Source organism: Streptomyces sp. NPDC053560 (genome assembly GCF_044544605.1).
In the GTDB taxonomy this organism is placed as follows: Bacteria; Actinomycetota; Actinomycetes; order Streptomycetales; family Streptomycetaceae; genus Streptomyces.
On sequence record NZ_JBITXI010000009.1, the window covers coordinates 114,645 to 138,033 of the forward strand.

Here is a 23,389-nt window from a genome sequence, read left to right on the forward strand (position 1 = left end):
GCCCTCAGTCCTTGAGGAAGGCGAGCAGGTCGCGGTCGAAGGCCTCCTCGTACTCCCCGGTCAGGCCGTGCGGCGCACCGGGATAGACCTTCAGCACCGCGTCCTTGACCATCGGGGCCGCCTTGTGTGCCGCGGCCCCGATGGGCACGATCTGGTCGTCGTCCCCGTGGGCGATGAGCGTGGGTACGTTGATGCCGCGCAGATCCTCCGTGAAGTCCGTCGCGGAGAACTGCTCCACGCAGTCGTACGCGGCCTTGATCCCGACCTGCATGCTCATCAGCCAGAACGCGTCCCGCGTGCCCTGCGGTACGTCAGCGCCCGGCCGGTTCGCACCATAGAAGGGCGCGCTCAGGTCCTGGTAGAACTGCGACCGGTTGTGCAGCACCCCTTCGCGGAGAGAGTCGAACACCTCGGCCGGCGCGCCCTCCGGGTTGGCCTCCGTGCGGAGCATCAACGGCGGCACGGCGCCGAGCAGTACGAGCTTGGCGATCCGCGCAGAGCCGTGCCGCCCGAGGTAGCGCACCACTTCCCCGCCGCCCGTCGAGTGCCCGACCAGGACCACGTCGCGCAGGTTGAGGATTTCCAGGAGCCGGGCGAGGTCGTCCGCGTAGGTGTCCATGTCATTGCCCTGCCACGGCTGCCCGGAGCGCCCGTGGCCGCGGCGGTCGTGCGCGAGGGCGCGGTGGCCGTGCTCGGCCACCAGGCGCAACTGCGGGTCCCAGGCGTCCGCGTTGAGCGGCCAGCCGTGACTGAAGACGACGGGGCGTCCGCTGCCCCAGTCCTTGTAGAAGATCTCGGTGCCGTCCGCCGTCGTGAACGTCCCCATGGCGACCTCCTGTTGTCGGTCCGCTGCCGTGCGCGGCAGGACCGAACCTTAGAGGGCCGGGGGCCCGCCGCCCACTGCCCGGCGGCGGAACACGCGGCGTACTTTGCCTACGCCACCGGCCCGGTCCGCTACAAGTAAGGAGTAAAATGAATTACACTCCTTAGCAACGAGCCGGCGGTCCGAGGGCTCGCCCACCCCGTCCGTCCCGCGCGAAAGGACCCGTCCGTTGTCCGAGACCCGCACCTGGCAGTTGAGCAGGACCTTCCGGAGCACCGCCGGCACGGTGCGCTGGGAACGGCTCGGCCCGGAGGGCGCCGAGCCGGTGGTGCTCCTGCACGGCACGCCCTTCTCCTCGTACGTCTGGCGGGAGATCGCGCCCGCGCTGGCCCGGCGGTACCAGGTGTTCGTCTGGGACATGCCCGGCTACGGCGCCTCGGAGAAGCGGCAGGGGCAGGACGTCTCGCTGGCGGCCCAGGGCCGGGTCTTCACGGAGCTGCTGGAGCACTGGCAGCTGTCCCGGCCCTCCGTCGTCGCGCACGACTTCGGCGGGGCCGTGTCCCTCCGGGCCCATCTGCTGCACGGCGCCCCCTACCGCCGGCTGGCCCTGGTCGACCCGGTGGCGCTCGCGCCCTGGGGCACCTCGTTCTTCCGGCTGGTCGGCGAGCACTCCCCGGTCTTCGAGCAGCTGCCGCCCGCGCTCCACCTCGGGCTGGTCCGGGAGTACATCCGCTCGGCGAGCCACCGGGGGCTGCGCGACGACGTGGCCGTGGAGCTGGCGCGCCCCTGGTCCGACGAGGCGGGCCAGGCGGCCTTCTACCGGCAGATCGCCCAGGCGGACCAGCGCTACACCGACGAGATCCAGGACAAATACCCCGGCATCGACCTCCCCGTCACCATCTGCTGGGGCACCGAGGACACCTGGATCCCGGTGGCCAAGGCACACGAACTGGCGGCGGCGATTCCCGGAGCGCGGCTCGAACTGATCCCGGACGCCGGGCATCTGGTGCCGCTCGACGCGCCCGTACGGCTCTACTCCGCGCTGCTCGACTTCCTCACCGCACCGGCGTGAGGCTCCGGGCGCACAGCCCGGCGGCCCGCTCGGCCGCCTCGGCGACGGCCAGGAGCAGGGGCTCGGCCCCGTGCGGGGCCACGACCTGGAGCCCCACCGGGCAGCCGTCCGCGCCGAACCCCGCGGGGATGCTCGCCGCCGGATGCCCACTGAGGTTGAACGCCCAGGTCAGCGCGGTGCTGTAGCGCTCCCCCGGCCCTTCGTGACCGTGCGGCGGATTCGGGGTGGCAGGCGTGAGCAGGAGCGGCACGCGGGCGAAGATCGCGGCGAGCCGCCGGTCATTTTCCGCCCGTACCCGCTCCGCTGCGGCCAAGTCGGCGCCGGGGGTCCGCAACGCCTGCCAGGCGGCCCCGGGGTCGGCCAGCCGGACCGGCTCGTCGGTCACGAAGCGGACGACGCCCGCCTCGGCGAGCCGCCCGGCCGCCCGGCGGGCGATCGCGGCCGGCTCCCGGTCCGGCCGCGCGAACCCCAGGTCGTCCGACCAGACGGCGGCGAGGGGCAGCGCCGCGCCCCCCGGGCCGGGCGGCGGATTCGGGCCGGACAGCCCGTGCGAGCCGGGTGTCGCGTGCAGACCGGGTGCCGCGTCCGGGCCCGGGTGCCGCTCGGCGCCGACCCGGTAGCCCGCGCCGCACACCGCGCGCCAGAAAGCCGCCATGTCCGCAGCGGACCGGGCGAGCACACCGGGCGCCGCGAGGCCCGTACGGTCCGGCGAGGGCAGCAGGCCGTTGGTGACCTTCAGCCCGAAGACGCCGCACCAGGCGGCCGGGATGCGCACCGAGCCCGCGCCGTCGCTGCCCGTCGCCAGCGGCACGAGTCCGGCCGCGACCGCCGCGGCGGAACCGGCCGACGAGCCGCCGGGCGTCCGGTCGGCGCGCCACGGGTTACGGGTCCGCCCGCCCCGGCCCAGCCCCCAGGTCTGCCACGGGGTGCCGGGCCCCGGTACGGACGTCGCCCCGAGCGGCACGCAGCCGGCCGCCACCAGCGCCCGTGCCGCCGCGGACCGCGCGCCGCGCACGCCCTTGACCCCGATCGGCACCCCCGCGAGAGGCAGCTCCGTCCCGGCGGCGACCAGCCGGTCGACCTCCGCCGCCCGCTCCAGCGCCGCTTCGCCCCACACCTCGTGGAAGGCGTGCAGCTCCGGCTCGACCTCCGCGGTCCGGGCGAGCGCGGCCGTGACCGCCTCGACGGCGCTGAGCTCCCCCGCCCGTACGGCCGAGGCGATCCCGGCGGCGGTGCGCGACGCGTCGCCGGCCCGGCCGGACCGCGGCCCGGCGGACGGTCCACCGACATTCTTGTCCGACATGACGGGCCCCCTGGATGTCCGAAGTTGTCCGGGCTGTCGCCCACGGAGGGGGCGTCACCCGCCGTCCCGGCCGCCGGCAGGCCGGCGCCGCTGTCTCTCCGCTACCCCTCCGCCGCCGCGGTGCGGCAGGCCGGGTGGCCCCAGCCCTCGGAGTTCTTCGCGATGGACTCACCGGCCGTGTAGGCGCGCCCGCAGCGGCAGCGGCCGGGGAACTTGGCCTTGAGCGTACGAGCGGTGGAACCGCGCCGCTTCGACGCGGCCGCGGAGGTCTTCGCGCTCGCACCGGAGGACTTCGGGCCGGCGGCGCGGCGGGTCGAGGCGGGCGCCGGCGGCGGGTGCGGGGAGCCGTGTTCGCTGCCGGCGGGCTCCTGGGCGGTGGCGGCCTGGCTGGCGGCCCGGTCGGCGAAGTCGTTCAGGACGTCGCCGTCGACCTGGTGCGCGGGCACGTACTGGAAGTCCACCGAGCGGCCCGTGAGCAGTGCGTCGATGCGAACGACCAGCTCCTGGTTGGCGACCGGCTTGCCGGCGGACGTCTTCCAGCCCTTGCGCTTCCAGCCGGGCAGCCAGGTGGTGACCGCCTTCATCGCGTACTGGGAGTCCATCCGGACCTCCAGCGGGACGTCCGGGTCGACCGCCGTCAACAGCCGCTCCAGGGCGGTGAGTTCGGCGACGTTGTTGGTCGCCGTGCCCAGCGGCCCCGCCTCCCAGCGGGCGGGCTCGCCCGCCTCGTCGGCGATGACCCAGCCCCAGCCGGCCGGGCCGGGATTTCCTTTCGACGCCCCGTCACACGCGGCGATCACACGTTCAGCCATGCCCCGATCATCCCAGTCCGGCGGGGTGGCGTGCGCCAGGGCCTCCCGGATGGTGTGGGGGACGATGGGGTACGACAACGGCTGGGGCGCCGGCTCCGGATCTCTACACTGCTGTAGATTCGCACCTGGCTCCACCACCGCCGGGACCCCGACACGAGCGAGGCTTCTCCGAATGTCCGTGAACCTGAACAAGGGCCAGCAGATCAGCCTGAGCAAGTCCGACGGCGGCACGCTCAGCACGGTACGCATGGGACTGGGCTGGCAGGCCGCCCAGCGCAAGGGCTTCTTCGCGAAGCTGGCCGGCACCCGGGAGATCGACCTGGACGCCTCGGCGGTGCTCTTCGCCGCGGGGCAGGGCGTCGACGTCGTCTTCTTCCAGCACCTGACCAGCAACGACGGGTCGGTCCAGCACAGCGGGGACAACCTCGTCGGCGGCACGGGGCAGGGCGACGACGAGTCCATCGCGGTCGATCTGCGACGGGTTCCCGCCAATGTCGACCAGATCTTCTTCACGGTGAACTCCTTCACCGGCCAGACCTTCGAAGAGGTGCAGAACGCCTACTGCCGCCTCATCGACGAGTCCACCGGCGAGGAGCTGGCCCGCTACACGCTCACCGGCGGCGGTCAGCACACCGCCCAGATCATGGCCAAGGTGTACCGCTCCGGCACCACCTGGCAGATGACCGCCCTCGGCGAGCCCGCCACCGGCCGCACCTTCCAGGACCTGATGCCGACCATCAGCCGCCTGCTCTGACCCGCCGGGCGGGGGCCCGCGAGGCCCCCGCCGCCCACGCCCGTCCACCGCAGCACCCTGTTCCACCCATCTATACACCGCATGTATACGCGCCATGTATAGTCACCGGCATCCGGCGAACCCGCCTCACGTTGGAGAACTCCGCATGGCTTCGAAGAAGAACCTGGTCGCCAACCGCGCCGCCCTCGCCCACAAGGTGCGCTACGCCGTCGGCCACCCGCACCGCATCGCCCCGTACGTCAAGCGGGCGGCCCGGGACCGCTGGCTGGCCTTCAAGCACCCCGACCACGTCGGCTACTACCGGGCGGTCATGGCGTCCGACACCCGGCGCAACCCCGAGGCCGCCGTCGGCAGCCAGACCCACGACCGCTGGCTCGCGCTCGGCAGAATGCAGTTCGACTACCTCCGCGAGCACGGCCTGAAGCCGGAGTCCCGGATGCTCGACATCGGCTGCGGCAACCTCCGCGCCGGCTGGCACTTCATCGAGTACCTCGACGCCGGCAACTACTACGGCATCGACATCTCCCCCGACATCCTCATCGCCGCCAAGCAGACGCTGACCACGCAGGGCCTGCAGGCCAAGCTCCCGCACCTGACCATCACGCAGAACCTGACCCTGGACTTCCTGCCCGACGCGCACTTCGACGTCGTGCACGCCCACAGCGTCTTCTCGCACTCGCCGATAGAGGTCATCGACGAATGCCTGGCGCACGTGGGACGGGTGCTCGCCCCCGGCGGCTTCTTCGACTTCACCTTCGACCGCACCACCGGAGCCGAACACCACGTCCTGCGCGAGGACTTCTACTACCGCACCGAGACCCTCGTCGACCTCGCCGCACGCCACGGGCTCACGGCGCGCTTCATGGACGACTGGGAGACCCGCCGGCACGGCCAGTCCAAGATCCGCGTCACGGCTTCCTGACGGCCCGCGACCCTGGGGTAGTTCCGGAGCTACGTCCGGGAGGGAAGATCCAGCTGCTCCGAGGGGTCCCATGCGAAGGTGTGGTCCGGTTCCAGCCGAGCGCTGCCCCAGTGGACGGCGTGGATGCCACCCTCCGGGTCGGCCGTGAAGAACACGGACACCAGCCGGGCCGTCCGCCCCAGCTCCTCGAACGCCTCGTGCAGCTGCTCGTACTCCTCGGTGGTCAGTTCCTCGTCCAACGGGAACAGCCCCTCCTGCCCCTCGGGGCCGTGTGCGTGGTAGAGCCGCTGCCGGGTCACGGACGCGTGCGGCATCCGCGCCCGGTCCAGCGGAAGCGGCCGGTCCGCGTACTTGTACGGGAACAGCACGTGGTCGTTGAGCACGGCGTAGGTGTATCCATGTAGCTCGCGGGCGTCCCCACCCAGAGTCTGAGCGGCCTCGGCAAGCTCTTCGCGCGTGGCGTCCAACAGGGTCCGGCCGTACGGGCTCCGCCGTCCTGGCCCCGTGCACCGCCCTGGCTCCCTGCGTACGACATGGCACGCTCCTCCCCCATCGACTCACCATCCCCGCCACCTCCTGTGTGGCATATGCCGAGACGTGCGGCAAGGGCGCGCATCAGGCGTACGACCGGTCAGCGAGCGTGGTACTGCGCCCACACCGTCTTCCCCGGTGCCCCGGCGCGCGGTCGCATCCCCCAGGCGTCGGACAGCGCCGCGACCAGGAGCAGCCCCCGCCCGGACTCGGCGTCCGCGGGGGCCTCGGCCACACCGCCGACGGCCGGGGCGACCGGATCGGGCATCCGCTCACCGCGGGTATCGGTCACCTCGACACGCAGCCTGTCGCCGCACTCTTCGGTGAGCCGGAGGTGGAAGTCCCTCCCCGGTACGTGTCCGTGCCGCACGGCGTTGGCGGCCAGCTCGGCGGCGATGAGGGTCACCACCTCGTTGGCCGTCGAATCGTACGGGTGCCCCCAGTCGTCGAGCCGGTGCGAGACGAGCCGGCGTGCGAGGCGTGCGCCTCTAGGGGTGGAGGTGAACCGCATCCCGAAGTCACGCTCACCGACTGCGGGTTGCTGTCCTGCTGTCACGTAAGGAGGAATTGCTCCGTTCATGCGGAAGACCTTCCCGGCGTGTGCGTACGGTGACCAGCAGGGACGCGCCGACGGGCACGGGCTGTACGCATCGGCGCAGGTCTTGTACGCGGCACGACGCGTGCCTCGACGCGGAGCGTGGCGTTGGGGCGTACGGGTGCGGGATGCGGCAGCGGTGCGGGAGGTACCGGCACATGGACGATCAGCAGCCGTCCGGGCACGAGGACGGAGGCGAGCACGAGTACGAACCCGGCTCGGGCACGCTGCACGTCTTCGGGAGACAGCTCAAACTGTGCCGTCTGCGCGCGGGGATGGAGCGGTCCCGGCTCGGAGCGCTGACGGGGTACTCCGCGTCCACGATCGCCTCGTTCGAGCAGGGCCGCCGCATCCCGCCGCCGAAGTTCATCGACACGGTGGACGACGTACTGGACGCGGGCGGCGTACTGAAGGCCGGCAAGGAGGAGGTCGCCCGGGCGCAGTACCCGGCGTTCTTCCGCGATGCGGCGCGGTTGGAGGCGAGAGCGGTTGCCCTCCATGTGTACGCGACCAAGGCCGTTCCTGGCCTGCTCCAGGCGGAGGATTACGCGCGTGCGGTGTTCGCCATGTGGCGACCGCTGCTCGACGAGGAGACCGTAGACCAGCGGGTCGCGGCGCGGTTGGCACGCCAAGAGATCTTCTCCCGCATGCCGCTGCCCACCATCAGCTTTGTCATCGAGGAGTTCGTGTTGCGGCGTCCTCTGGGGGGACGTTCTGTCATGCGGGGACAACTGGAGCAGGTCCTGATGCATGGGCATCGCCGCAACGTCGAAATCCAGGTCATGCCGATCGAGCGTGAAGAGCACGCTGGACTCGAAGGCCCCTTCACCTTGATCGAGACGGGGGAAGGGCAGAGGATCGCGTACGTGGAGGCCTACAAGGACAGCCGCCTCTACACCGATCGGACGTCGGTCCGGGAGATCGAGGAGCAGTACGGCATCCTCCGGGCACAGGCGCTCCCGCCCCGCGAATCACTGGCCTTCGTCGAGAACTTGCTGGGAGAAGCATGAACGTCAAAAAGACCGGACAGGCGGCCCGACGCGAGTCGACCTGGTTCAAGAGCAGCTACAGCACCGGCTCGGGCGGCGAATGCGTAGAGGTGGCGCGGGGCGCGGGCAAAGTCCACGTCCGTGACTCGAAGGACAAGGCGGGGCCGATGTTGTCCATAGCCCCTGCCGGATGGGCGGCCTTCGTGGAGTTCGCCGCGCGGGGCTGACCGCGCACGACGCAGCGGGCGGCGTCCCGCCTCCGGCAATGTTCCGGTGGCGAGGCGCCGCCTCCGTACGCGTCAGGACTTCTTGACCGGCCGGCGGTCCTGCGGGCGCTGGAGGGCCTTGAAGTCGTCGAAGAAGCCGTAGTTGTGGGCCGGCAGGCCGCCGGCCGGACGCTCGACGGTGCGGTTGGCGTAGAGGCTGTTCAGCAGCCACGGGTCCTTCTGGGGCCCGAAGTCCTGCGCCATGGCGGCGGCCTGGGTCACGCCGTAGGTGGCCACGGCGAGGCGCCCGGTGTTCCGGAACTTCTGCACCTGGTTGCGCAGGAAATGCTTGTGGTTCTCGAACCAGGGGCTCATGGAGAGGAAGTCGTGCCACTGCTGCTCCGGCACGGGGTGCGCGAGGGCGTCCTTGATCGCCTGCCACACCGGGGTGTCCGGCGCGAGGCGGTAGCGGCTCGCGTACTCGGCCGGGACGGTGTCCGTCAGGTGCTGCTTCCACAGTCGCACCAGGGAGAACTCGGTGACCAGGAACTTCTGGTCCTTGCGCAGCCGGGGCAGCGTGTAGTCGAGGTAGGCCTGGACCGCCTCGGGACCGTCCACGTGGGGGTGGATGTCCGCGCCTTCGATCTCCGGTGTGGCGCGCGCGTAGGCCAGCCAGCGGTCAGTGGCCTTCGTGCGCTTGTCCGGCTGGTCCAGGAAGTTGAGCGCGCCCATGTAGAGGCGGGTCCGGCAGCCCTTGGGGAAGTGCTTCTTGCGGTACGCGATGACGTGGGCGGCGACCTTCTCGTAGAACGCGTTGAGCGCGCCCGAGTCGCGGTCCGACTGGAGGCTTTCGATGAACGGCTCGTTGCCGATGGCCAGGACGTCGACGGTGTCGAGGACGGCGTGCAGTACCCGGTCGACCCGGTCGAGCTCCGCGGTCATCTCCGCGCTGTCGGTGCGGGGCAGCGCCCGGTGGTTGTACGGGAACTTCAGCGACAGCACCGTGCGGTAACCCTGCTTCTGGGCGTCCAGCAGCTTCTTGACCGCCCGCTGCTGGGCGGCGTCGGCCTTGACCTCGGGCATCGGCACGAATCCGCGGAGCCAGCCGGCGGACAGATCGCCCAGCTCGTCGAACGTCACGCTGTCCGGGTCCTCGTTGAAGTTCGCGCCCAGTGCGCCGCTCGGCGCCGCGGTCGCGCTTCTTCCGGCAACGTCGCGGCCGTCCTCGGAACCGGTCGCGCGTCCGGTGTCCTGCCCTCCGGGCTTCTTCTCACCGGTCGAGCACCCCGCGGCCACCAGAGCCCCCAGAGCCCCGCCCGACAGTGCCAGTAGACGCCGACGCGTAACCAAGTCCCACTCACTTTCCTGCTGGCGCATGCGATCCGGCCACAGCAATTCGTCCGGCCGCCGCGGCCCCACCGGCCACCGTAGACCCCTGACCGGTCGCCCACCCCGCCCGGCCGCTCCGTCGGCACGCACTCTGCCCTCAAGTACATCCGTGCCCGCCGATCGGGTAAGGACCGGCGGGCACAGGGAGGGGGAACTTATGCGGTTATCGGGCTACTCATCGTCCTTGCGCTCGTGATGCCGCGGCAGGCGGCCGTGACGGAGACCGATCCAGACGTCACGGGCGCGGCGGCCCGCGCGGGTACGGCTGCGGGCGACCAGCTGGCGGGCCTGGTGCTCGTCCTCGACCATGTGCGAGGAGCCGCGCAGCGGCTTGCCCGCCGTTTCGTGCAGGAAGAACGCCGAGATGACGCCGATGACGCCCGCCGCCATCAAGTAGTACGCGGGCACCATCTTGTCGCCCGTGGACTCCACCAGCGCCGAGGCCACCAGCGGGGTCGTACCGCCGAAGATCGAGACGGAGACGTTGAAGGCGACGGAGAGACCGCCGTACCGCAGATGCGTGGGGAAGAGCGCGGGGAGCGTGGACGCGCTCGTCCCGGCGAAGCAGACGAGCAGCAGGCCGAGGATGACACAGCCCAGGGCCGGGAACAGGATGCCGCCCTGCTTGATGAGCAGGAACGCCGGGATGGCCAGGACGACCATCGCCGCGCCCGCCCACAGGAACATCGGGCGGCGCCCGAAGCGGTCCGAGTACCGTCCGACGGTGGTGATCGTCAGGACGACCAGGACCATCGTGCCGAGGACGAGCAGCTGGGCGGTCAGGCTCGGTTCGCCGAGGGTGCTGGTCATGTAGGTGGGCAGGTAGGAGGTGACCATGTAGTTGGTCACGTTGTAGAGCAGCACCAGGCCCATGCAGATGAGCATGGCCTCCCAGTGGTGGGTGAACAGCTCCTTCAGGCGGCCCTTGCCGGACATCCGGGCCTGTTCGACCGGGTCCTCCTCCAGGGAGCCGCCCTGTTCCGCCGCCGCCTTGTGCTTGGCCTCGACCTCCTGGAAGGCCGGGGTCTCCTCCAGCTTCATCCGCATGTAGAGGCCGATCAGGCCGAGCGGCCCGGCGACGTAGAAGGGGATGCGCCAGCCCCAGGAGAGCATCTGCTCGTCGCTGAGCACGGCGGTCAGGACGGTGACGAGGGTGGAGCCGAGCGAGTAGCCGACGAAGGTGCCGAAGTCGAGCCAGCTGCCGAGGAAGCCGCGCTTGCGGTCGGGTGAGTACTCCGCGATGTACGTCGTGGCGCCGGCGTACTCGCCACCGGTCGAGAAGCCCTGCACCAGCCGGCAGAGGAGAAGCAGTATCGGGGCTGCCAGGCCGATGGCGCTGTAACTCGGCAGGAAACCCACCGCGAAGGTACTGATCGCCATCATGATCATGGTGGCGGCGAGCACCCGCTGCCGGCCGATGCGGTCACCCAGCGGCCCGAAGACCAGGCCGCCGAGCGGCCGCACCAGGAAGGCCGCGGCGAACGTGGCGAAGGTGGAGATGACCTGCGCGCCGGGCGAGCTGGAGGGGAAGAAGACCTTGCCGAGGGTGGACGCGACGTAGGCGTAGACGCCGAAGTCGAACCACTCCATGGTGTTGCCCAGCGCCGCCGCCGAAACGGCCCGTCTGACCTGGGGTTTGTCGACGACGGTGACGTCCTCGGGGTCCACCGAGTTCTTGCGTCGGCGGAGTAGCGTGCGCACCATGCGCTCGGTCCGTACGCTGCCCGATCCGTACCCGGCGGACTGCGTTCCCTTGCGCGCTTGCCTGGATCGTTCGTTCTGCCCGTGTTTCATGGCTCCGCGTACTCGTCGTCGGGTCGGGTGGCGTGGGCGGGTGCCGTCCGGAGCGTGGATGATCGCAGCGACTGGCACGCTTTCGTCATCCTATTGCCGTTTTGCCCCACTGGACACAGTTTGCCAGCTCGCGTGCCGTGCGTACCGTAAGCTCCCACCGGCCCCCGTCTACCCACATGTACGCGGGCAAACGACCTTGATGGCGATCGGGGGTCCGGGCGCACCGTCACCCGATCGGGCGCGGGGCCTCGGGCGCGCCCCGCGGCGCTCGCGGGTCAGCCGCGGAAGACGGCCGGGGTCACCCCGTACACGCGCTGGAACCAGCGGGTGAAGTGGGGCTGGTCGGCGAAGCCGGTGGCGGCCGCGGCGTCGGCCGGAGCCGCACCCGCCCGCAGCAGGGAACGGGCCCGGCGCAGGCGCAGTTGGCGCTGGTAGTCGCTGGGGGCGAGACCGTATTCGGTGCGGAAGGCGCGGTAGAGCGCGAACCGGCTGCAGCCGGCGGCCGCCGCCAGCTGCTCGGCGGGCACGGGGTCCAGGTACCGCTCGTCCAGGAACGCGCGCGCCCGGCGGGCCGCCTGGCGCCGTGCCCGGTCGGCCGGCGTGCGGACGGCGAACGCGGCGGGCCGGGCCGCTGTGGTGCCGCGGCGGGTCATCGCGGTGACGGCGGCGGTCAGGCGCTCGTCGCGGACGAGCGGGTCGGTGGTGCCCGCCAGCGCGGCGTGCAGCCGGGCGAGCGCGTCCGCGAGCTGCGGGTCCGTCAGCACGGGGTGCGGGAACAGCGGCAGGGCGCCGGACCGGCCGTCGGTGGCGTCGGCGAGTACGTCGCTCACCACGGCGGGGCCGAGGTGCACGATGCGGTACTGGTAGCCCAGCTCGGCCGCGGCCCGGCCGTCGTGCACCTCGTCCGGGTTGAACGCCATCACCATCCCGGCGCCGCTGGTGTGGGCCCCGCCCCGGCAGCGGAAGCGCTGGGCACCGGCGTCGGTGATGCCGAAGGAGTACGTGTCGTGGCTGTGCGGCGGGTAGACGTGGTCGCGGAAGTGCGCGTGCATGGCCTCCACGGGACGGGTGCCGTCCCGCCAGTACCGCACCCAGCTGCCGCGCGTCGCCATGGCCGCATTATGGCCCGTGACCGGCGCGGCGGCGCCGCCGGCCGGGTCGGCCGCCGGGCGCGCACCAGCGTTCAAGACGCGGCCGGGGGCCGGGCGCCAGAGTCGGGGCATGCCAGCGAAGAAGGGCGTACAGAGCCCGTATCCGATGTTGTCGGTGACGATGGTGCTGTGGGGCAGCGCCTTCGCCAGTTCCAAGTCGGTGGTGGCGTACGTACCGCACTCCGTCGCCGCGTTGCTGCGCTTCGGCGGTGCCGCGCTCGCCCTGCTGGTGGCGCTGCACTTCTTGGGCGACCGGCGGGCGGCGGCGCAGGCACCGCGGGGCGCGGGCCGACGCGCCGCGCTGGCGGGCGTCCTCGGAGTCTTCGCCTACAACAGCGCGTTCTTCTGGGGGCTTTCGCTCGCGCCCTCGCTCGACGCCGGAATTCTCATCCCCGTCATGAGTCCGGTACTCACCAGCCTGTTCCTGCTGGTCACCAAGCGCGAACGGGCCTCGTGGGCGCGGCTGGCGGGGCTGGCGCTCGGGCTCACCGGAGCGGTGATCTTCTTCCTCGGCGCGGGCGGCAGCGCCCAGGGAAGCCCGTCACGGCTCGCCGGGGACGCGCTGTTCCTGCTCAGCGCGGCGTGCTGGGCCGCGTACACGCTCGCGGGGCCGCGGGTGCTCGCCGGCGTCGCCCCCCTGCGCGCCACGACGTACGCCACCTGCGCGGGCGCCGTACTGCTCGGCCTGGTCGCCGCACCCGCCGTACCGGACGTGCACTGGACCGAACTGCCACCGGGCGTCTGGCTGAACGCGCTGTACCTGGCCCTGGGCGCAGCCGCCGTCGCCAACCTCCTCTATTACCGCGGCGTGGGCGCGGTAGGCCCCGCCCGGGCCTCCCTGATGATGTTCACCGTCCCGGTGGTCAACACCCTCTGCGGCACTCTGTTCCTCGGGGAGTCCTTCGGCCCAGTACAGGCAGCCGGCGCCACGGTCCTCCTGTGCGGCGCCGTACTGGCCGCAACCCAGGGCCGCCTGCCGCGGCGCCGGACGGCCACCCCGAGGACTCTCACACCCACCTCCTCCGATCAGTCGACGGCCACGCGTCTCCCCCGGTCAAGTGGGTGATTTCGGTGGTGACGCGGGTGGCGTACGAGTGGATGTGGGGGTGGAGGTCGGGCCAGTGGTCGGGGGTGTGGCCCAGGTAGATGTCGCGGGCCCGGGTCGGTACGGGGTGGTGTTCCGGGGGGAGGTGGGTCAGGGCCCAGTCGGCTGCCGCGTCCTTGGTGGTGAGGGTGCCGGTGGCGAGCGTGTGCCAGATGCGGGCGAGGGTCAGGACGACGTTGCGGGTGTCCTGTTCGAGGTCGGCCAGGAGTTCCGGTACGCCGGCGACCAGCGCGCGGCGGAGGTCGGCGGGCGGGACCGGGGCGAGGACGTCGGTCGGGGGTGGCCCGGTGAGCGGTGTGTTGCCCTGAAGCGTCATGGTGATCAGTGGGGCGAGGTCGGGGCTCGGTGCCGGCTGCGGCAGCAGGCCGCGTGCGAACTCGGCGCGCAGCCACTCGCCGTACTGGAATTCGCAGCGGGGCGGGTAGCGCCAGGGGCGGACGTCGTCCTGTACGACGACGGTGAGTTCGACGGGCCGGAGGGGGCCGGGCTCGTCGGTCGGCGCGGAGAGCGCCCGCAGGCCGTCGGTCAGGGCCCGCCGTTCCGGCTGCGTCATGCGGCGCCGCGACACGACGAGCAGGTCGAGATCGCTGTACGGCCGCGTACGGCCGAGCACGGCGGAGCCATGCAGGTAGATGCCCACGACGGCGTCCGGGCCGAGCACTTCGCGCACCAGGTGCACCGTGTCGTCGGTCTGCGTCATCGCTGCCTCACCCTCTTCGTCGTACGTCGGCGCCCGCGCACCGGGTGGACTGGGAGCGGGCCTCGGGGGCACACGTCATGGCACAAGCCGGGCGACGGGAGATCGAGCATGGAAGCTTCAAGCATCATCGGCGCCATCGTGATCGGCATTGTCATCGGGGCCCTGGGCAGGCTCGTCGTCCCCGGGCGCCAGCACATCGGCATTCTCTGGACGATGCTGATCGGCATCGTCGCGGCGTTCGTCGGCGCGTGGATCGCGATGGGTCTCGGCGTCGCCGACACCAGGGGCGTCGACTGGATCGAGTGGGGCATCCAGGTCGCCGTGGCGGCCCTCGGCGTCATGGCCATGGAACGCGCCCTGGCACGCCGCTGACCCTGCGGCGTAGGGCCTGGGCGCGCGGACCGCCGCTGACCCTGCGCGTACGCCGCTTGCCCTGCCGCCTGTGGGTCCCGGCCGGGGCCCACAGGCCGTACACCGGCCGCTCGCCGGTCGCTCATCGGTCGCTCGGCCGGCCCGCCGCTCACAGGCCGAATTCGCGCGGTGCCAGCCCAAGCGTCCGGCACGCCTCGCGCACGACGGCCTGCTCGCTCTCGACGAACTCGCCGTCGGCCACGCCGATGACGATGCCGATCTGTACGACGGCCCGGGCCTCCGACGGTTTCTTCACCTTGGCCACCTCGTGCAGCACGGCGGCCGTGCCCGCGCGGAAGTCGGGGGCCAGCCGGTCGAGGTTCCCCTCGAAGCGGCGCTGGAGGTCGTCCGCGGCGAAGTTCTGCAGCACCTCGTTGGTGGCGATCAGCTGCGCGACCCGGCGCCGTTCCGCCGGGTCGATGATGCCGTCGGCGGCGGCCACCAGCGCGCACATGGCCATGCTCGCGTCACGGAACGCACCGCTCCGCAGCTCGTTCTTGCGCGCCACGAGCTGCGCCTGCATCGCCGACACCGACCCCTTGAGGCGGTTCCATACCGTGTGGCGTCCGCCCGTCGCCCGGCCGCTGTCGACGGCATGGGCGTCCGCGCGGCCCTGCGCGTCCCCCGGAGCCGTCGGCGGTATCCGGCAGTGGTCGAGGTAGTCGCGCAGCACCGACAGCCGGTGGTCCACCGCGGGGCTGTCGATCCGGTAGTAGATCTGCTTGCCCTCCTTGCGGGCGTCGACCAGCCCGCCGCGGTGCAGCAGACGCAGATGCTCGGAGGCGGTGGAGGGCCGCAGCCCGCTGCGTTCGGCGATCTCGCCGGCGGTGAGTTCGCCGACGCCCGAGAACTGGGCCAGCATCTGCTGCCGGGTGTCGCTCGCGAGTGCCTTGAGGAAGACCGCCGTCGCCTCGTCCATCGCCGCCTCCTCATGGTCGCGTGGGAAGGTTCACCTTCTCATGGGGACGGCAGCGCACTCGGGGACCCTCACAGTTAACTTCTACAGTGCTGTAGATTTCATTGACGCATCGCAGACCATCAGCAGACCACCAGCGGAGGAGAACGACGTGGCAATTTCCCTGGCCAAGGGCGGCAATGTCTCACTCAGCAAGGAAGCACCGGGGCTGACCGCGGTCGTCATCGGCCTGGGCTGGGACGTGCGCACCACCACGGGCACCGACCACGACCTCGACGCCAGCGCCCTGTTGTGCGACACGTCCGGCAAGGTCGGCTCCGACCAGCACTTCGTCTTCTACAACAACCTCAAGAGCCCGGACGGCTCGGTCGAGCACACCGGCGACAACCTCACCGGCGAGGGCGAGGGCGACGACGAGCAGATCAAGGTGAACCTCGCCGCCGTGCCCGCGGACGTGGCGAGCGTCGTCTTCCCGGTCTCCATCCACGACGCCGAGGCCCGCGCGCAGAACTTCGGCCAGGTACGCAACGCCTACATCCGGGTGGTCAACCAGGCCGACGGCCAGGAGATCGCCCGTTACGACCTCAGCGAGGACGCCGCCACGGAGACCGCGATGGTCTTCGGCGAGCTGTACCGGCACGGCGCGGAGTGGAAGTTCCGCGCCGTCGGCCAGGGGTACGCCTCCGGCCTCGCCGGCATCGCCGCCGACTTCGGCGTCAACGTCTGACGCTCCGGGGGCGGTTCGGATACGGGATCTCCGGCGCAGGAGCCCGGGGGGCGGTCCTCAGGGCCCGACCGGAGCAGGATCGAAGGCCGTTACCGGAAGTGGTTCGCCGTCGTAGCGTTCGATGGCGACGAGGGTGGTGCCGGAGGTCGGGCCCTGCGCGAGGCGGGAGGTGCCGAGGTCGCGGGTGAGGACGTTGGGATTGCCGTGCTTGTCCAGGCTGCCGGCGGCCCCCGCATCGGCCGGGTCGTACCAGGCACCGGTCGGCAGGGCGAGGACGCCGGGCCGGATGTCGTCGGAGAGCGCGGCACCCGCCAGGCACGCGCCACGGTCGTTGAAGAGGCGCACCACGTCGCCGTCGCTGATCCCGCGGGCCGCCGCGTCCTGGCGGTTGACCGTCACGGGTTCGCGCTCGTGGATCTTGCCGGACCTGCTGTGCGCACCGTGGTCGTACTGGCTGTGCAGCCGGTTCGCCGGCTGCGGCGAGATGAGGTCGAAGGGGTGGCGCTGCCGGGTGTCGCCCCGCCATTCGCGGGGCTCCAGCCACACCGGGTGGCCGGGGCAGTCGTCGTAGCCGAAGTCGGCGACCGTACGGGAGAAGACCTCGATGCGGCCCGAGGGCGTGGCGAGCGGATGGGCCTGGGGATCCTCGCGCAGCAGCTGGAACTGGTTCGGCCCGTCGGGCACCGGCGGCGTGACGACATGGCCGTCCTCGCGGCCCCGGCCCCGGCTCGTGTCCGGGCCCCGGCCCGCCGCCCAGAAGTCCGCGAAGGCCGGCAGGTCCACGCCCGTCTCCGCCAGCCGGGTGCGGGTGCGCTCGTACAGTTCCTCGACCCATTCATCGGCGGTCCGCCCCTCGGTGAACTCCTTCTCCAGCCCCAGTTTCCGGGCGATCTCGCTGAACGCGTCGTAGTCGGTACGGCTCTCCCCCGGAGGCTCGGCCGCCCGGTGCATCGCGGAGAGCGTCAGGTCGGTCTTGCCGGCGGCGAAGTCGTTGCGTTCCAGCATGGTCGCGGCGGGCAGCACGATGTCGCAGTGCCGGGCGAGCGGATTCCACCAGGGCTCGTGGCAGATGACGGTCTCCGGCCGCTGCCACGCGCGCACCAGCCGGTTCAGGTCCTGGTGGTGGTGGAAGGGGTTTCCGCCCGCCCAGTAGACGAGGCGGATGTCCGGATAGCGCAGCCGTCGGCCGTCGTAGTCGAAGGGCTCTCCGGGGTGCAGCAGCATGTCGGCGACGCGCGCGACCGGGATGAACGTCCCGACCGCGTTGTGCCCCTGCGGCAGCGACGCGATGGCGTGGCGCTCGCGCTCCACACCGGTCTGCGAGATGCCCAGCGCGGCCGCGAAGCCGCCGCCCGTGCGCCCCATCGAGCCGGAGAGGGCCGCCAGCACGACGGCCGTCCAGTACGGCTGCTCGCCGTGGTCCTGCCGCTGCACCGAGAAGCTGACGTTGATGACGGTCCGGTGGCGGGCGATCCGCCGGGCCAGGCCGACGATGGTCCCGGGGTCGACCCCGGTGAGCTCCGCGGCCCAGGCCGGGTCCTTGACGACGCCGTCGCTCCGGCCCAGGACGTACCGCTCGAAGACCTCGAAGCCCGTGCAGCAGCGCGCCATGAAGTCCGCGTCGTGCCGCCCCTCCGTGATCAGTACGTGGGCCAGCGCGAGCATCAGCGGGACGTCGGTGTTGGGCCGCAGCGGCACCCAGTCAGCGCCGAGCGCCTCGTGCGCGTCCGACCGCCACGGCGAGACGTTCACGAACGCCACGCCGTTGTCCCGGCACCGCCGCTGCCAGTCCACCGCCTGGTGGCGGCCGACCCCGCCGGAGTTGGCCTGGGCGTTCTTGGCGGCCAGGCCACCGAACGAGACGACCAGCTCGCCCTGGTCGGCTATCTCCCGCCACAGGGGGTTCTGCGCGACGGCGTTCCACGGCCCGCCGCCGATCACATGCGGCATGACCGCTTCCATGGCCGCGGCGCTGTACGACCCGACGGAGGAGGTGAAGCCGCCGAGCACGTTCAGGAAGCGGTGCACCTGGCTCTGCGCGTGGTGGAACCGCCCGGCGCTCCCCCAGCCGTACGACCCGCCGTAGATCGCCTCGTTGCCGTACCTCTCGCGCACCCGGTCCAGCTCGGTCGCGATCAGGCTGCCCGCCTCGTCCCAGGAGACGGGGACGAAGGGCTCCGCGCCCCGGCCGCCGCCGTCGTACCGCGGTCCGTGCTCCAGCCAGCCCCGGCGCACCATCGGCTGGAGTATCCGGTTGCGCGCGTGGTGGGCGTCCGCCACGCCCCGCCCGATGGGCGAGGGCCGGGGGTCGTCCGCCGCGGGCTCCAGCTTGTCGATGCCGCCGTCACCGTCCGTGACGACCTCGTAGTTGCCCCAGTGGGTGGCCGTGGGAAGGCGCCGGGGGGTGCCGGCGCCTGAATTCGGGGTCGAGGTCACTGTGTCGCCTCACGTGTGTGCGGTGGTACGGGTAGCGGGTCGGCAGGTCGGGGTGGCGTGGTCCGGGTGCCCGCCAATCGCGACGGGTATCAGCCGGAAGGGCCGGCACGCCCGAATGGGTGCAGACGCGTGGGGTGACGCGGGGTGACGACCGCCGAGAGTGCGGGCCGCGCCGCGGTGCTCCGGCGCACCACGAGGCGGGTCGGTACGAGTGTGGTGCCCCGGGTCGGCTCGTTCTGGCGCAGCGCCCCTTCGACGCAGCGGCGGCCCACCTCCGCGAAGTCCTGGTGGACGGCGGTCAGCGGCGGCAGGAAGGAGCTCGCCATGCTGGTGACGACCTGGCGCCACCTGGAAGGCCCGATGCGCGTCGTCGTGATGAGCACCGCCCGCGAGCAGCGTGAGCTCACCATGTCCGCGGCCCATCACGCCTCCATCGCCGACGCCGTCGAACGAGGCGACGCCGACGTCGCATTGGCCATCCTGCACGAGCACATGAGCTCCGCCATGGCCAACCTGCAGCCCCCGCCGACACCGCAGCAGACGGGGGATGAGCGCTCCCCCCCCCCGTGACGGAATCGGTCGGTCGGGCGCGGTTTTTGGCCCCTGACTGTCCGTCGGGCGGGACATCCGGCTAAGCTGATCACTGGCCCGGATGCCGCATCCCCCGTCGGTATCCGGGCCCTTCGCATGCCATGACGCGCTGCCGCCCATGCCGGCGGACAGCGCAGAGGGCCCCGGGCTGGTTGGCCCGGGGCCCTCTGCTGTGCGGGCTCGTCCTGCCCCACCCCCGTGGAGGCGGGACGAACCCGGGTCAGTGGGGCCCGCTCATGTGGTGAAAGCGGGCGGCCGTACGGGCTCGGGCAGGAGCCGCGCGAGGTGCCCGGCCACGTGGAGGACCGTGCGGTCGGCCAGGTAGGGGCCGATGATCTGGACGGACAGCGGCAGCCCGTCGGCGGTCTTCCCAGCGGGGACGACGGCGGCCGGGAGCCGGACGTGACCGGCCAGGTTCAGCCAAGTCGTCTGGGCGTAGTACGGGCGCTTCTCGCCGTCGACGGTGATGTACCGCTGCGGCACCGGGACCCCGGTCTGGTCCTCGACGGCCGCGGTCGGCGCCGCCGGCGTGATCAGCACGTCGTGACGGGCGAAGTAGCCGGCCCAGCGGACCCGCAGCTTTTCGCGCGCCTCGTCGGCGAGCAGCCAGTCCCGGTGCCGCATGGTCCGCGCACGCAGATAGAGAGCGTTCGGGTCGTCCGCCGGGGCCTTCCGCGCGGCCGCGACGTCGGCGGCGAACTCCTCGTCGGTGGCCGTCGCGCTCGCCGTGGCGTACATCAGGCGCTGGAACAGCTCATCGCTGTCGGCGAGGTCCACCGGTCGGGTGGTGTCGTCGACGGTGGCGCCGGCGGCCCGTACGCGCTGCCCGACCGTGTCCAGCAGGGCCCGGGTGTCCTTGTCGACGGGGCAGTACGGGTCGCCCCGCCAGATGCCGATCCGGTAGTCGGCGAGGCGGCGGTGGCGCGGCGCCGGGAGGTCGATCCGCCAGGCAGCGGCGTCGGCCGGGGCCGGCGCGGCGAGCACGTCGAGGAGCAGACCGAGGTCCTCGGGCGTACGGGCGAGGGGGCCGAGCGTGTTCATGTCGGAGCTGGTCAGCCAGCCGGGCGGGCGCGGGATGTGGCCGCGGGTGGGCACGATGCCGAAGCTGGTGCGCAGCGCGTACACACCGCAGTAGGCGGCCGGGAGGCGGAGGGACCCGGCGAGGTCCGAGCCGACTTCGAGGGCGGTGAGCCCGGCGGCGACGGCGGCGGCCGGGCCGCCGGAGGAACCGCCCGCGGTCCTGCCGCCGTCGTGCGGGTTCGCCGTCCTGCCGAAGACGGGGTTCGAGGTCTGGATGTCCTGACACAGGGCCGGCACGTTGGTCTTGCCGACGAGGACGGCGCCGGCCGCGCGGAGCCGGGCGACGGCGTCGGCGTCCCGGGCGGGCACGTGGTCGGCGAGGCCGGGCGAGCCGCAGGTGGTGCGCAGCCCCTTCGTCTCCAGCGCGTCCTTCACGGTGAGCGGCAGGCCGTGCAGCGGGCCGAGCGGCTTGCCGCTACGGGCCAGGTGGCGGTCGGCCCGGTCGGCGGCCGCGCGGGCGCCGTCGGCGTCGAGGGTGACGATCGCGTTCAGGCCCGGGTTGGCCGCTGCGATGTGCCGGAGGTACTGCTCCAGCAGGTCGCGGCTGGTGGTCTTCCCCCGGCGCAGCGCGGTGAGCTGTGCGCGGGCGGGTGCCAGGTGCAGGGCGCGGCGGGCGGCCTTCCCGGTGCCGGAGCGCGGGCGGGCGGCCGCGGAGGAGGTCAGGGCGGCCGTCGCGGCGGCGGCCGTGGCGAGGAGGCTGCGGCGGCGGATCACGGGCGGGCTCCCGGGGCGGCGCTGTGCGCGGCGGGAGCGGCGGAGCCGTCGGCCGGCGGGGTGAAGTACGCGGCGACGCGCTGAAGGTGCGTCAGCTCGTCCTCGGTGGTGTCGAGGGGCAGCTCGGCGTCGGCGTACTCGGCCGGGGCGTCGACCGGTTCGTCGGCGCGGTGCCGGAGGAGCGCGTCGCGGATCTGGTCGGCGGTGACGGCCGCGGCGAGGCCGGCGCCGGTGAGGCCCTCGGCACCGCGCCGGGCCGTGGACTCCTCCCGTACCGCCGGGTCGAGGTAGCGGCGGAGCAGCTTCTGGCCCTGGCGGATCTCCACGCGGCGGCGGAGCAGCGGGAAGTGGGCGCTGCGGCCGCGCAGCAGGGCGGCGCGCTGCGGGGCCGGGCGGCGCAGGGTGATGCCGGGGTCGGCCTGGTCCAGCGCGGCCCACAGGTGGCGCAGGCGGCGGTAGTGGAGGTGTGCGGTGGTCCAGTCGCGCGCTGCGGCGGTCCGTCGGGCCAGGGTGGGGAGGAAGTATCCGATCTGGGTGGCGGTGGCGCCGATGTCGCCGCAGGCCCAGGCGAACGGGTCCAGGTGCCGGACGTCGAAGCCGACCTCGGCACCGACGACCGCGCCGATCCGGATGGTGCTGTACCCGAGGGTGATGATCGCGCCCACCGTGATGAGCCGCAGGCCCCACGCGATCGACGGGTTGCTCGCGGTGCGGGCGTACTTCCAGCAGGAGCGTGCCAGATAGACCTCGGCGACGGTGTACGTGCCGAAGTACAGCAGCACGTACGCCTGGTAGAAGGGGTCGTGCGCGTAGTACGTCGCGAAGTCGGCGGGGCGGGTCGTCGCCGGGGTGAGCAGCGCGAACAGTACGGTCATGCCGGCGATGACGGCGGCTGCCGCGATGAGCAGGGCCCGTCCGCGGCGGCGGGCCTCGGCCGCCGGCTTGGACCAGTACGCGAGGACGGTGGCCTGGAGCGCGAAGACGAGGATCACGCAGCTCTGGGCGAGCGGCACGGAGAAGTTGGTGATGCCGAGGACGCCGTCGATGCGCACCCATACCCAGGTGAGGGAGACGGCGTAGCTGATCGCGGAGAAGCCGTAGGTGAACGCCAGGGCGACCAGGGCGCGGTCGCGGCGGCTCCTGCCGAGGTCGCGGAGGAGGAAGAGGAACCCGGTACCGGCGATCGCCAGGCACAGGGGGTGGAGTATGTCTTTCACAGCCTGATCCGGTCAGCGCAGGAGGGTACGGGCGATGGGGTCGGCATCCCGGGAGGTGCGGGAGGCCGCGGCACGGGAGACGCTCACGTGCTCCTGCAGCAGTGATCCGAGCATTTCGGCTTCGAACTCCTCGGGTTCGTTGTAGCGGGTCCGGCCCAGGACGAGCTGGACGATGCTGGGGTCGATGCCGGTGATCAGGCCGCCGAGGTTGCCGGTGTCGACCGGCGACTTGCCGCGGTGCCGCCTGAGCATGTGCGCGAACTCGTGGCCCACGATGACCTCGGCGTGCGCGCGGCTGATGCCGGTGTCGTAGAAGACGTAGTCCGTCGTTCCGGTGGCCAGCCACATGCCGCAGGGCGCCGAGGAGTCCAGCGAGTCCGGGTCGGACGGGTCCGGCGTGAAGGGCATGAGCCGGATCGACCGGCCGAACCGGTTCTCCATGAACGGCACCAGGTCGAGGACGCTGTCGACGGGCGGCAGGTCCAGCTCCGCGACGAACTCGCGGTTGCGGCGCTCCACTTCGTCGCCCGCGCGGTCGCGCCGGCCGCGCCGCGCGCGGCCGCCTCGCCACATCGGCATCCTGGGGCCCGTCACGGCGAGCCCCTCTCGGGGTCGTCGGGCAGGCCTTCCAGCTCCCGGACGGCGTCGATCGCCTCCAGGACCTTGCGCTGGCTCCGGTCGGACAGCCCCATCGCGCGGAGGGCGATCTCCCGCACGCCGGCTTCGCTGAGCTTCCGCAGGAGTTCGAACTGGTCCGCGACCTTGCGCGTGATCTCGTCCTCGACGAAGTAGCCGGCCTCCACACCGAAGAACCGCGCGAGGAGGGGCACGAGGGTGATGGTGGGGGTGCGCTCCCCCTTGCGCAGCATGCCGATGTAGGCACCGGTGAAGCTGTCGTCACCGTAGGACGAGATCGTCCGCGCCACGTGCGCGTTGCTGAACTCCTTGGCACCCGGCGCGCGTACGCGGTCGAAGAGGAAGTTCAGCCGGTCGGCGAACGGAGCCCCAGGAGCGGGTACGGGAACCACGGGTTCCTCCCCCGGCGTCCCGGCATCGACTCTGTCATCCACTGCGGCCACGTCATGCTCCCTCTCGATCGCCTTAAACTATAGTTGACGATCGAGCGTACGGAAGCCCCCGTTCCCAGCCGT

At 72.1% G+C, this 23,389-nt stretch carries 24 protein-coding genes and 2 pseudogenes; 9 read left to right on the forward strand and 17 right to left on the reverse strand.

Annotated elements, in window-relative coordinates:
• Positions 1-4 precede the first annotated feature (4 nt).
• Positions 5-826 (reverse strand): alpha/beta fold hydrolase, encoded by an 822-nt coding sequence (locus ACIGQF_RS22425; RefSeq protein ID WP_399712913.1) that lies wholly within the window; start codon positions 824-826, stop codon positions 5-7.
• 226 nt (positions 827-1,052) lie between these two features.
• On the opposite strand from ACIGQF_RS22425, the gene ACIGQF_RS22430 reads away from it, so the two are divergent.
• A complete protein-coding gene (locus ACIGQF_RS22430) occupies positions 1,053-1,895 on the forward strand; it encodes an alpha/beta fold hydrolase (protein ID WP_399712916.1) in 843 nt (280 codons plus the stop codon).
• Here the strand turns inward: ACIGQF_RS22430 and ACIGQF_RS22435 are convergent.
• Together ACIGQF_RS22435 and ACIGQF_RS22440 are read right to left on the reverse strand one after the other, a co-directional pair.
• Complete coding sequence (locus ACIGQF_RS22435) at positions 1,879-3,198, reverse strand: amidase family protein (RefSeq protein ID WP_399712918.1); 1,320 nt, start codon at positions 3,196-3,198, stop codon at positions 1,879-1,881. The two genes, ACIGQF_RS22430 and ACIGQF_RS22435, sit on opposite strands and share 17 nt — an antisense overlap.
• A 101-nt stretch (positions 3,199-3,299) precedes the next feature.
• Positions 3,300-4,010, reverse strand: a complete 711-nt coding sequence (locus tag ACIGQF_RS22440) for a ribonuclease H (protein ID WP_399712921.1) — start codon at positions 4,008-4,010, stop codon at positions 3,300-3,302.
• A gap of 172 nt (positions 4,011-4,182) precedes the next feature.
• Here ACIGQF_RS22440 and ACIGQF_RS22445 point away from each other — a divergent pair, with 172 nt between their 5' ends.
• Positions 4,183-4,764, forward strand: a complete 582-nt coding sequence (locus ACIGQF_RS22445; RefSeq protein WP_399712923.1) for a TerD family protein — start codon at positions 4,183-4,185, stop codon at positions 4,762-4,764.
• Positions 4,765-4,909: 145 nt separating this feature from the next.
• Positions 4,910-5,686 carry a class I SAM-dependent methyltransferase gene (locus ACIGQF_RS22450; protein WP_399712925.1) on the forward strand — a complete coding sequence of 259 codons (777 nt, stop codon included), beginning with the start codon at positions 4,910-4,912 and terminating at the stop codon, positions 5,684-5,686.
• Positions 5,687-5,715: 29 nt separating this feature from the next.
• Here ACIGQF_RS22450 and ACIGQF_RS22455 read toward each other — a convergent pair whose 3' ends face one another.
• Together ACIGQF_RS22455 and ACIGQF_RS22460 are read right to left on the reverse strand one after the other, a co-directional pair.
• Positions 5,716-6,069 (reverse strand): hypothetical protein, encoded by a 354-nt coding sequence (locus ACIGQF_RS22455; RefSeq protein ID WP_399712928.1) that lies wholly within the window; start codon positions 6,067-6,069, stop codon positions 5,716-5,718.
• Between the two features lie 248 nt (positions 6,070-6,317).
• On the reverse strand, positions 6,318-6,797 hold the full coding sequence (locus ACIGQF_RS22460; RefSeq protein ID WP_399712931.1) for an ATP-binding protein: 480 nt from the start codon (positions 6,795-6,797) through the stop codon (positions 6,318-6,320).
• A 173-nt stretch (positions 6,798-6,970) separates the two neighbouring features.
• Here ACIGQF_RS22460 and ACIGQF_RS22465 point away from each other — a divergent pair, with 173 nt between their 5' ends.
• Positions 6,971-7,822: a helix-turn-helix domain-containing protein gene (locus ACIGQF_RS22465; protein WP_399712934.1), complete on the forward strand. Its 852-nt coding sequence runs from the start codon at positions 6,971-6,973 to the stop codon at positions 7,820-7,822.
• A complete protein-coding gene (locus ACIGQF_RS22470) occupies positions 7,819-8,028 on the forward strand; it encodes a DUF397 domain-containing protein (protein WP_399712937.1) in 210 nt (69 codons plus the stop codon). Before ACIGQF_RS22465 ends, ACIGQF_RS22470 begins: the two co-directional genes overlap by 4 nt.
• Positions 8,029-8,100: 72 nt before the next feature.
• Here the strand turns inward: ACIGQF_RS22470 and ACIGQF_RS22475 are convergent, their stop codons facing one another.
• From ACIGQF_RS22475 to ACIGQF_RS22485, 3 genes are all read right to left on the reverse strand, one after another.
• Complete coding sequence (locus ACIGQF_RS22475; RefSeq protein ID WP_399712940.1) at positions 8,101-9,303, reverse strand: hypothetical protein; 1,203 nt, start codon at positions 9,301-9,303, stop codon at positions 8,101-8,103.
• 264 nt (positions 9,304-9,567) lie between these two features.
• A complete protein-coding gene (gene proP, locus ACIGQF_RS22480) occupies positions 9,568-11,100 on the reverse strand; it encodes a glycine betaine/L-proline transporter ProP (protein ID WP_399712943.1) in 1,533 nt (510 codons plus the stop codon).
• 365 nt (positions 11,101-11,465) lie between these two features.
• Positions 11,466-12,302, reverse strand: a complete 837-nt coding sequence (locus ACIGQF_RS22485) for an AraC family ligand binding domain-containing protein (RefSeq protein ID WP_399712946.1) — start codon at positions 12,300-12,302, stop codon at positions 11,466-11,468.
• Positions 12,303-12,411: 109 nt separating this feature from the next.
• Between ACIGQF_RS22485 and ACIGQF_RS22490 the strand changes: the two genes are divergently transcribed.
• Entirely contained in the window at positions 12,412-13,407 is a 996-nt protein-coding gene (locus ACIGQF_RS22490; RefSeq protein WP_399712949.1) for a DMT family transporter, read from the forward strand.
• Here the strand turns inward: ACIGQF_RS22490 and ACIGQF_RS22495 are convergent.
• Positions 13,349-14,146 carry an aminoglycoside adenylyltransferase family protein gene (locus tag ACIGQF_RS22495; protein ID WP_399712951.1) on the reverse strand — a complete coding sequence of 266 codons (798 nt, stop codon included), beginning with the start codon at positions 14,144-14,146 and terminating at the stop codon, positions 13,349-13,351. The genes ACIGQF_RS22490 and ACIGQF_RS22495 overlap by 59 nt on opposite strands.
• Positions 14,147-14,254: 108 nt before the next feature.
• On the opposite strand from ACIGQF_RS22495, the gene ACIGQF_RS22500 reads away from it, so the two are divergent.
• Complete coding sequence (locus ACIGQF_RS22500) at positions 14,255-14,518, forward strand: GlsB/YeaQ/YmgE family stress response membrane protein (protein WP_399712954.1); 264 nt, start codon at positions 14,255-14,257, stop codon at positions 14,516-14,518.
• A 148-nt stretch (positions 14,519-14,666) separates the two neighbouring features.
• Here the strand turns inward: ACIGQF_RS22500 and ACIGQF_RS22505 are convergent, their stop codons facing one another.
• Complete coding sequence (locus tag ACIGQF_RS22505) at positions 14,667-15,080, reverse strand: tellurite resistance TerB family protein (protein WP_399713581.1); 414 nt, start codon at positions 15,078-15,080, stop codon at positions 14,667-14,669.
• A 171-nt stretch (positions 15,081-15,251) separates the two neighbouring features.
• Positions 15,252-15,476, reverse strand: a pseudogene (locus ACIGQF_RS22510) (ArsR/SmtB family transcription factor); the annotation flags it as partial.
• 148 nt (positions 15,477-15,624) lie between these two features.
• Between ACIGQF_RS22510 and ACIGQF_RS22515 the strand changes: the two are divergent.
• Complete coding sequence (locus ACIGQF_RS22515) at positions 15,625-16,200, forward strand: TerD family protein (protein ID WP_399712956.1); 576 nt, start codon at positions 15,625-15,627, stop codon at positions 16,198-16,200.
• A gap of 57 nt (positions 16,201-16,257) precedes the next feature.
• Here ACIGQF_RS22515 and ACIGQF_RS22520 read toward each other — a convergent pair whose 3' ends face one another.
• A complete protein-coding gene (locus tag ACIGQF_RS22520; RefSeq protein WP_399712959.1) occupies positions 16,258-18,636 on the reverse strand; it encodes a molybdopterin-dependent oxidoreductase in 2,379 nt (792 codons plus the stop codon).
• A gap of 89 nt (positions 18,637-18,725) precedes the next feature.
• Positions 18,726-18,959: pseudogene (locus ACIGQF_RS22525) on the reverse strand (substrate-binding domain-containing protein); the annotation flags it as partial.
• A gap of 1 nt (position 18,960) precedes the next feature.
• On the opposite strand from ACIGQF_RS22525, the gene ACIGQF_RS22530 reads away from it, so the two are divergent.
• Entirely contained in the window at positions 18,961-19,206 is a 246-nt protein-coding gene (locus ACIGQF_RS22530; RefSeq protein ID WP_399712961.1) for an FCD domain-containing protein, read from the forward strand.
• A 255-nt stretch (positions 19,207-19,461) separates the two neighbouring features.
• On the opposite strand, the gene ACIGQF_RS22535 is transcribed toward ACIGQF_RS22530, so the two are convergent.
• The 4 genes from ACIGQF_RS22535 to ACIGQF_RS22550 are packed head-to-tail and all read right to left on the reverse strand — an operon-like array spanning position 19,462 to position 23,266.
• Entirely contained in the window at positions 19,462-21,021 is a 1,560-nt protein-coding gene (locus tag ACIGQF_RS22535) for an amidase (protein ID WP_399712963.1), read from the reverse strand.
• Positions 21,018-22,238, reverse strand: a complete 1,221-nt coding sequence (locus ACIGQF_RS22540; protein WP_399712966.1) for an MAB_1171c family putative transporter — start codon at positions 22,236-22,238, stop codon at positions 21,018-21,020. The genes ACIGQF_RS22535 and ACIGQF_RS22540 overlap by 4 nt, the downstream gene beginning before the upstream one ends.
• Positions 22,239-22,250: 12 nt before the next feature.
• Complete coding sequence (locus tag ACIGQF_RS22545) at positions 22,251-22,832, reverse strand: hypothetical protein (protein WP_399712969.1); 582 nt, start codon at positions 22,830-22,832, stop codon at positions 22,251-22,253.
• A complete protein-coding gene (locus ACIGQF_RS22550) occupies positions 22,829-23,266 on the reverse strand; it encodes a hypothetical protein (protein WP_399712971.1) in 438 nt (145 codons plus the stop codon). Before ACIGQF_RS22550 ends, ACIGQF_RS22545 begins: the two co-directional genes overlap by 4 nt.
• Between the last annotated feature and the right edge of the window lie 123 nt (positions 23,267-23,389).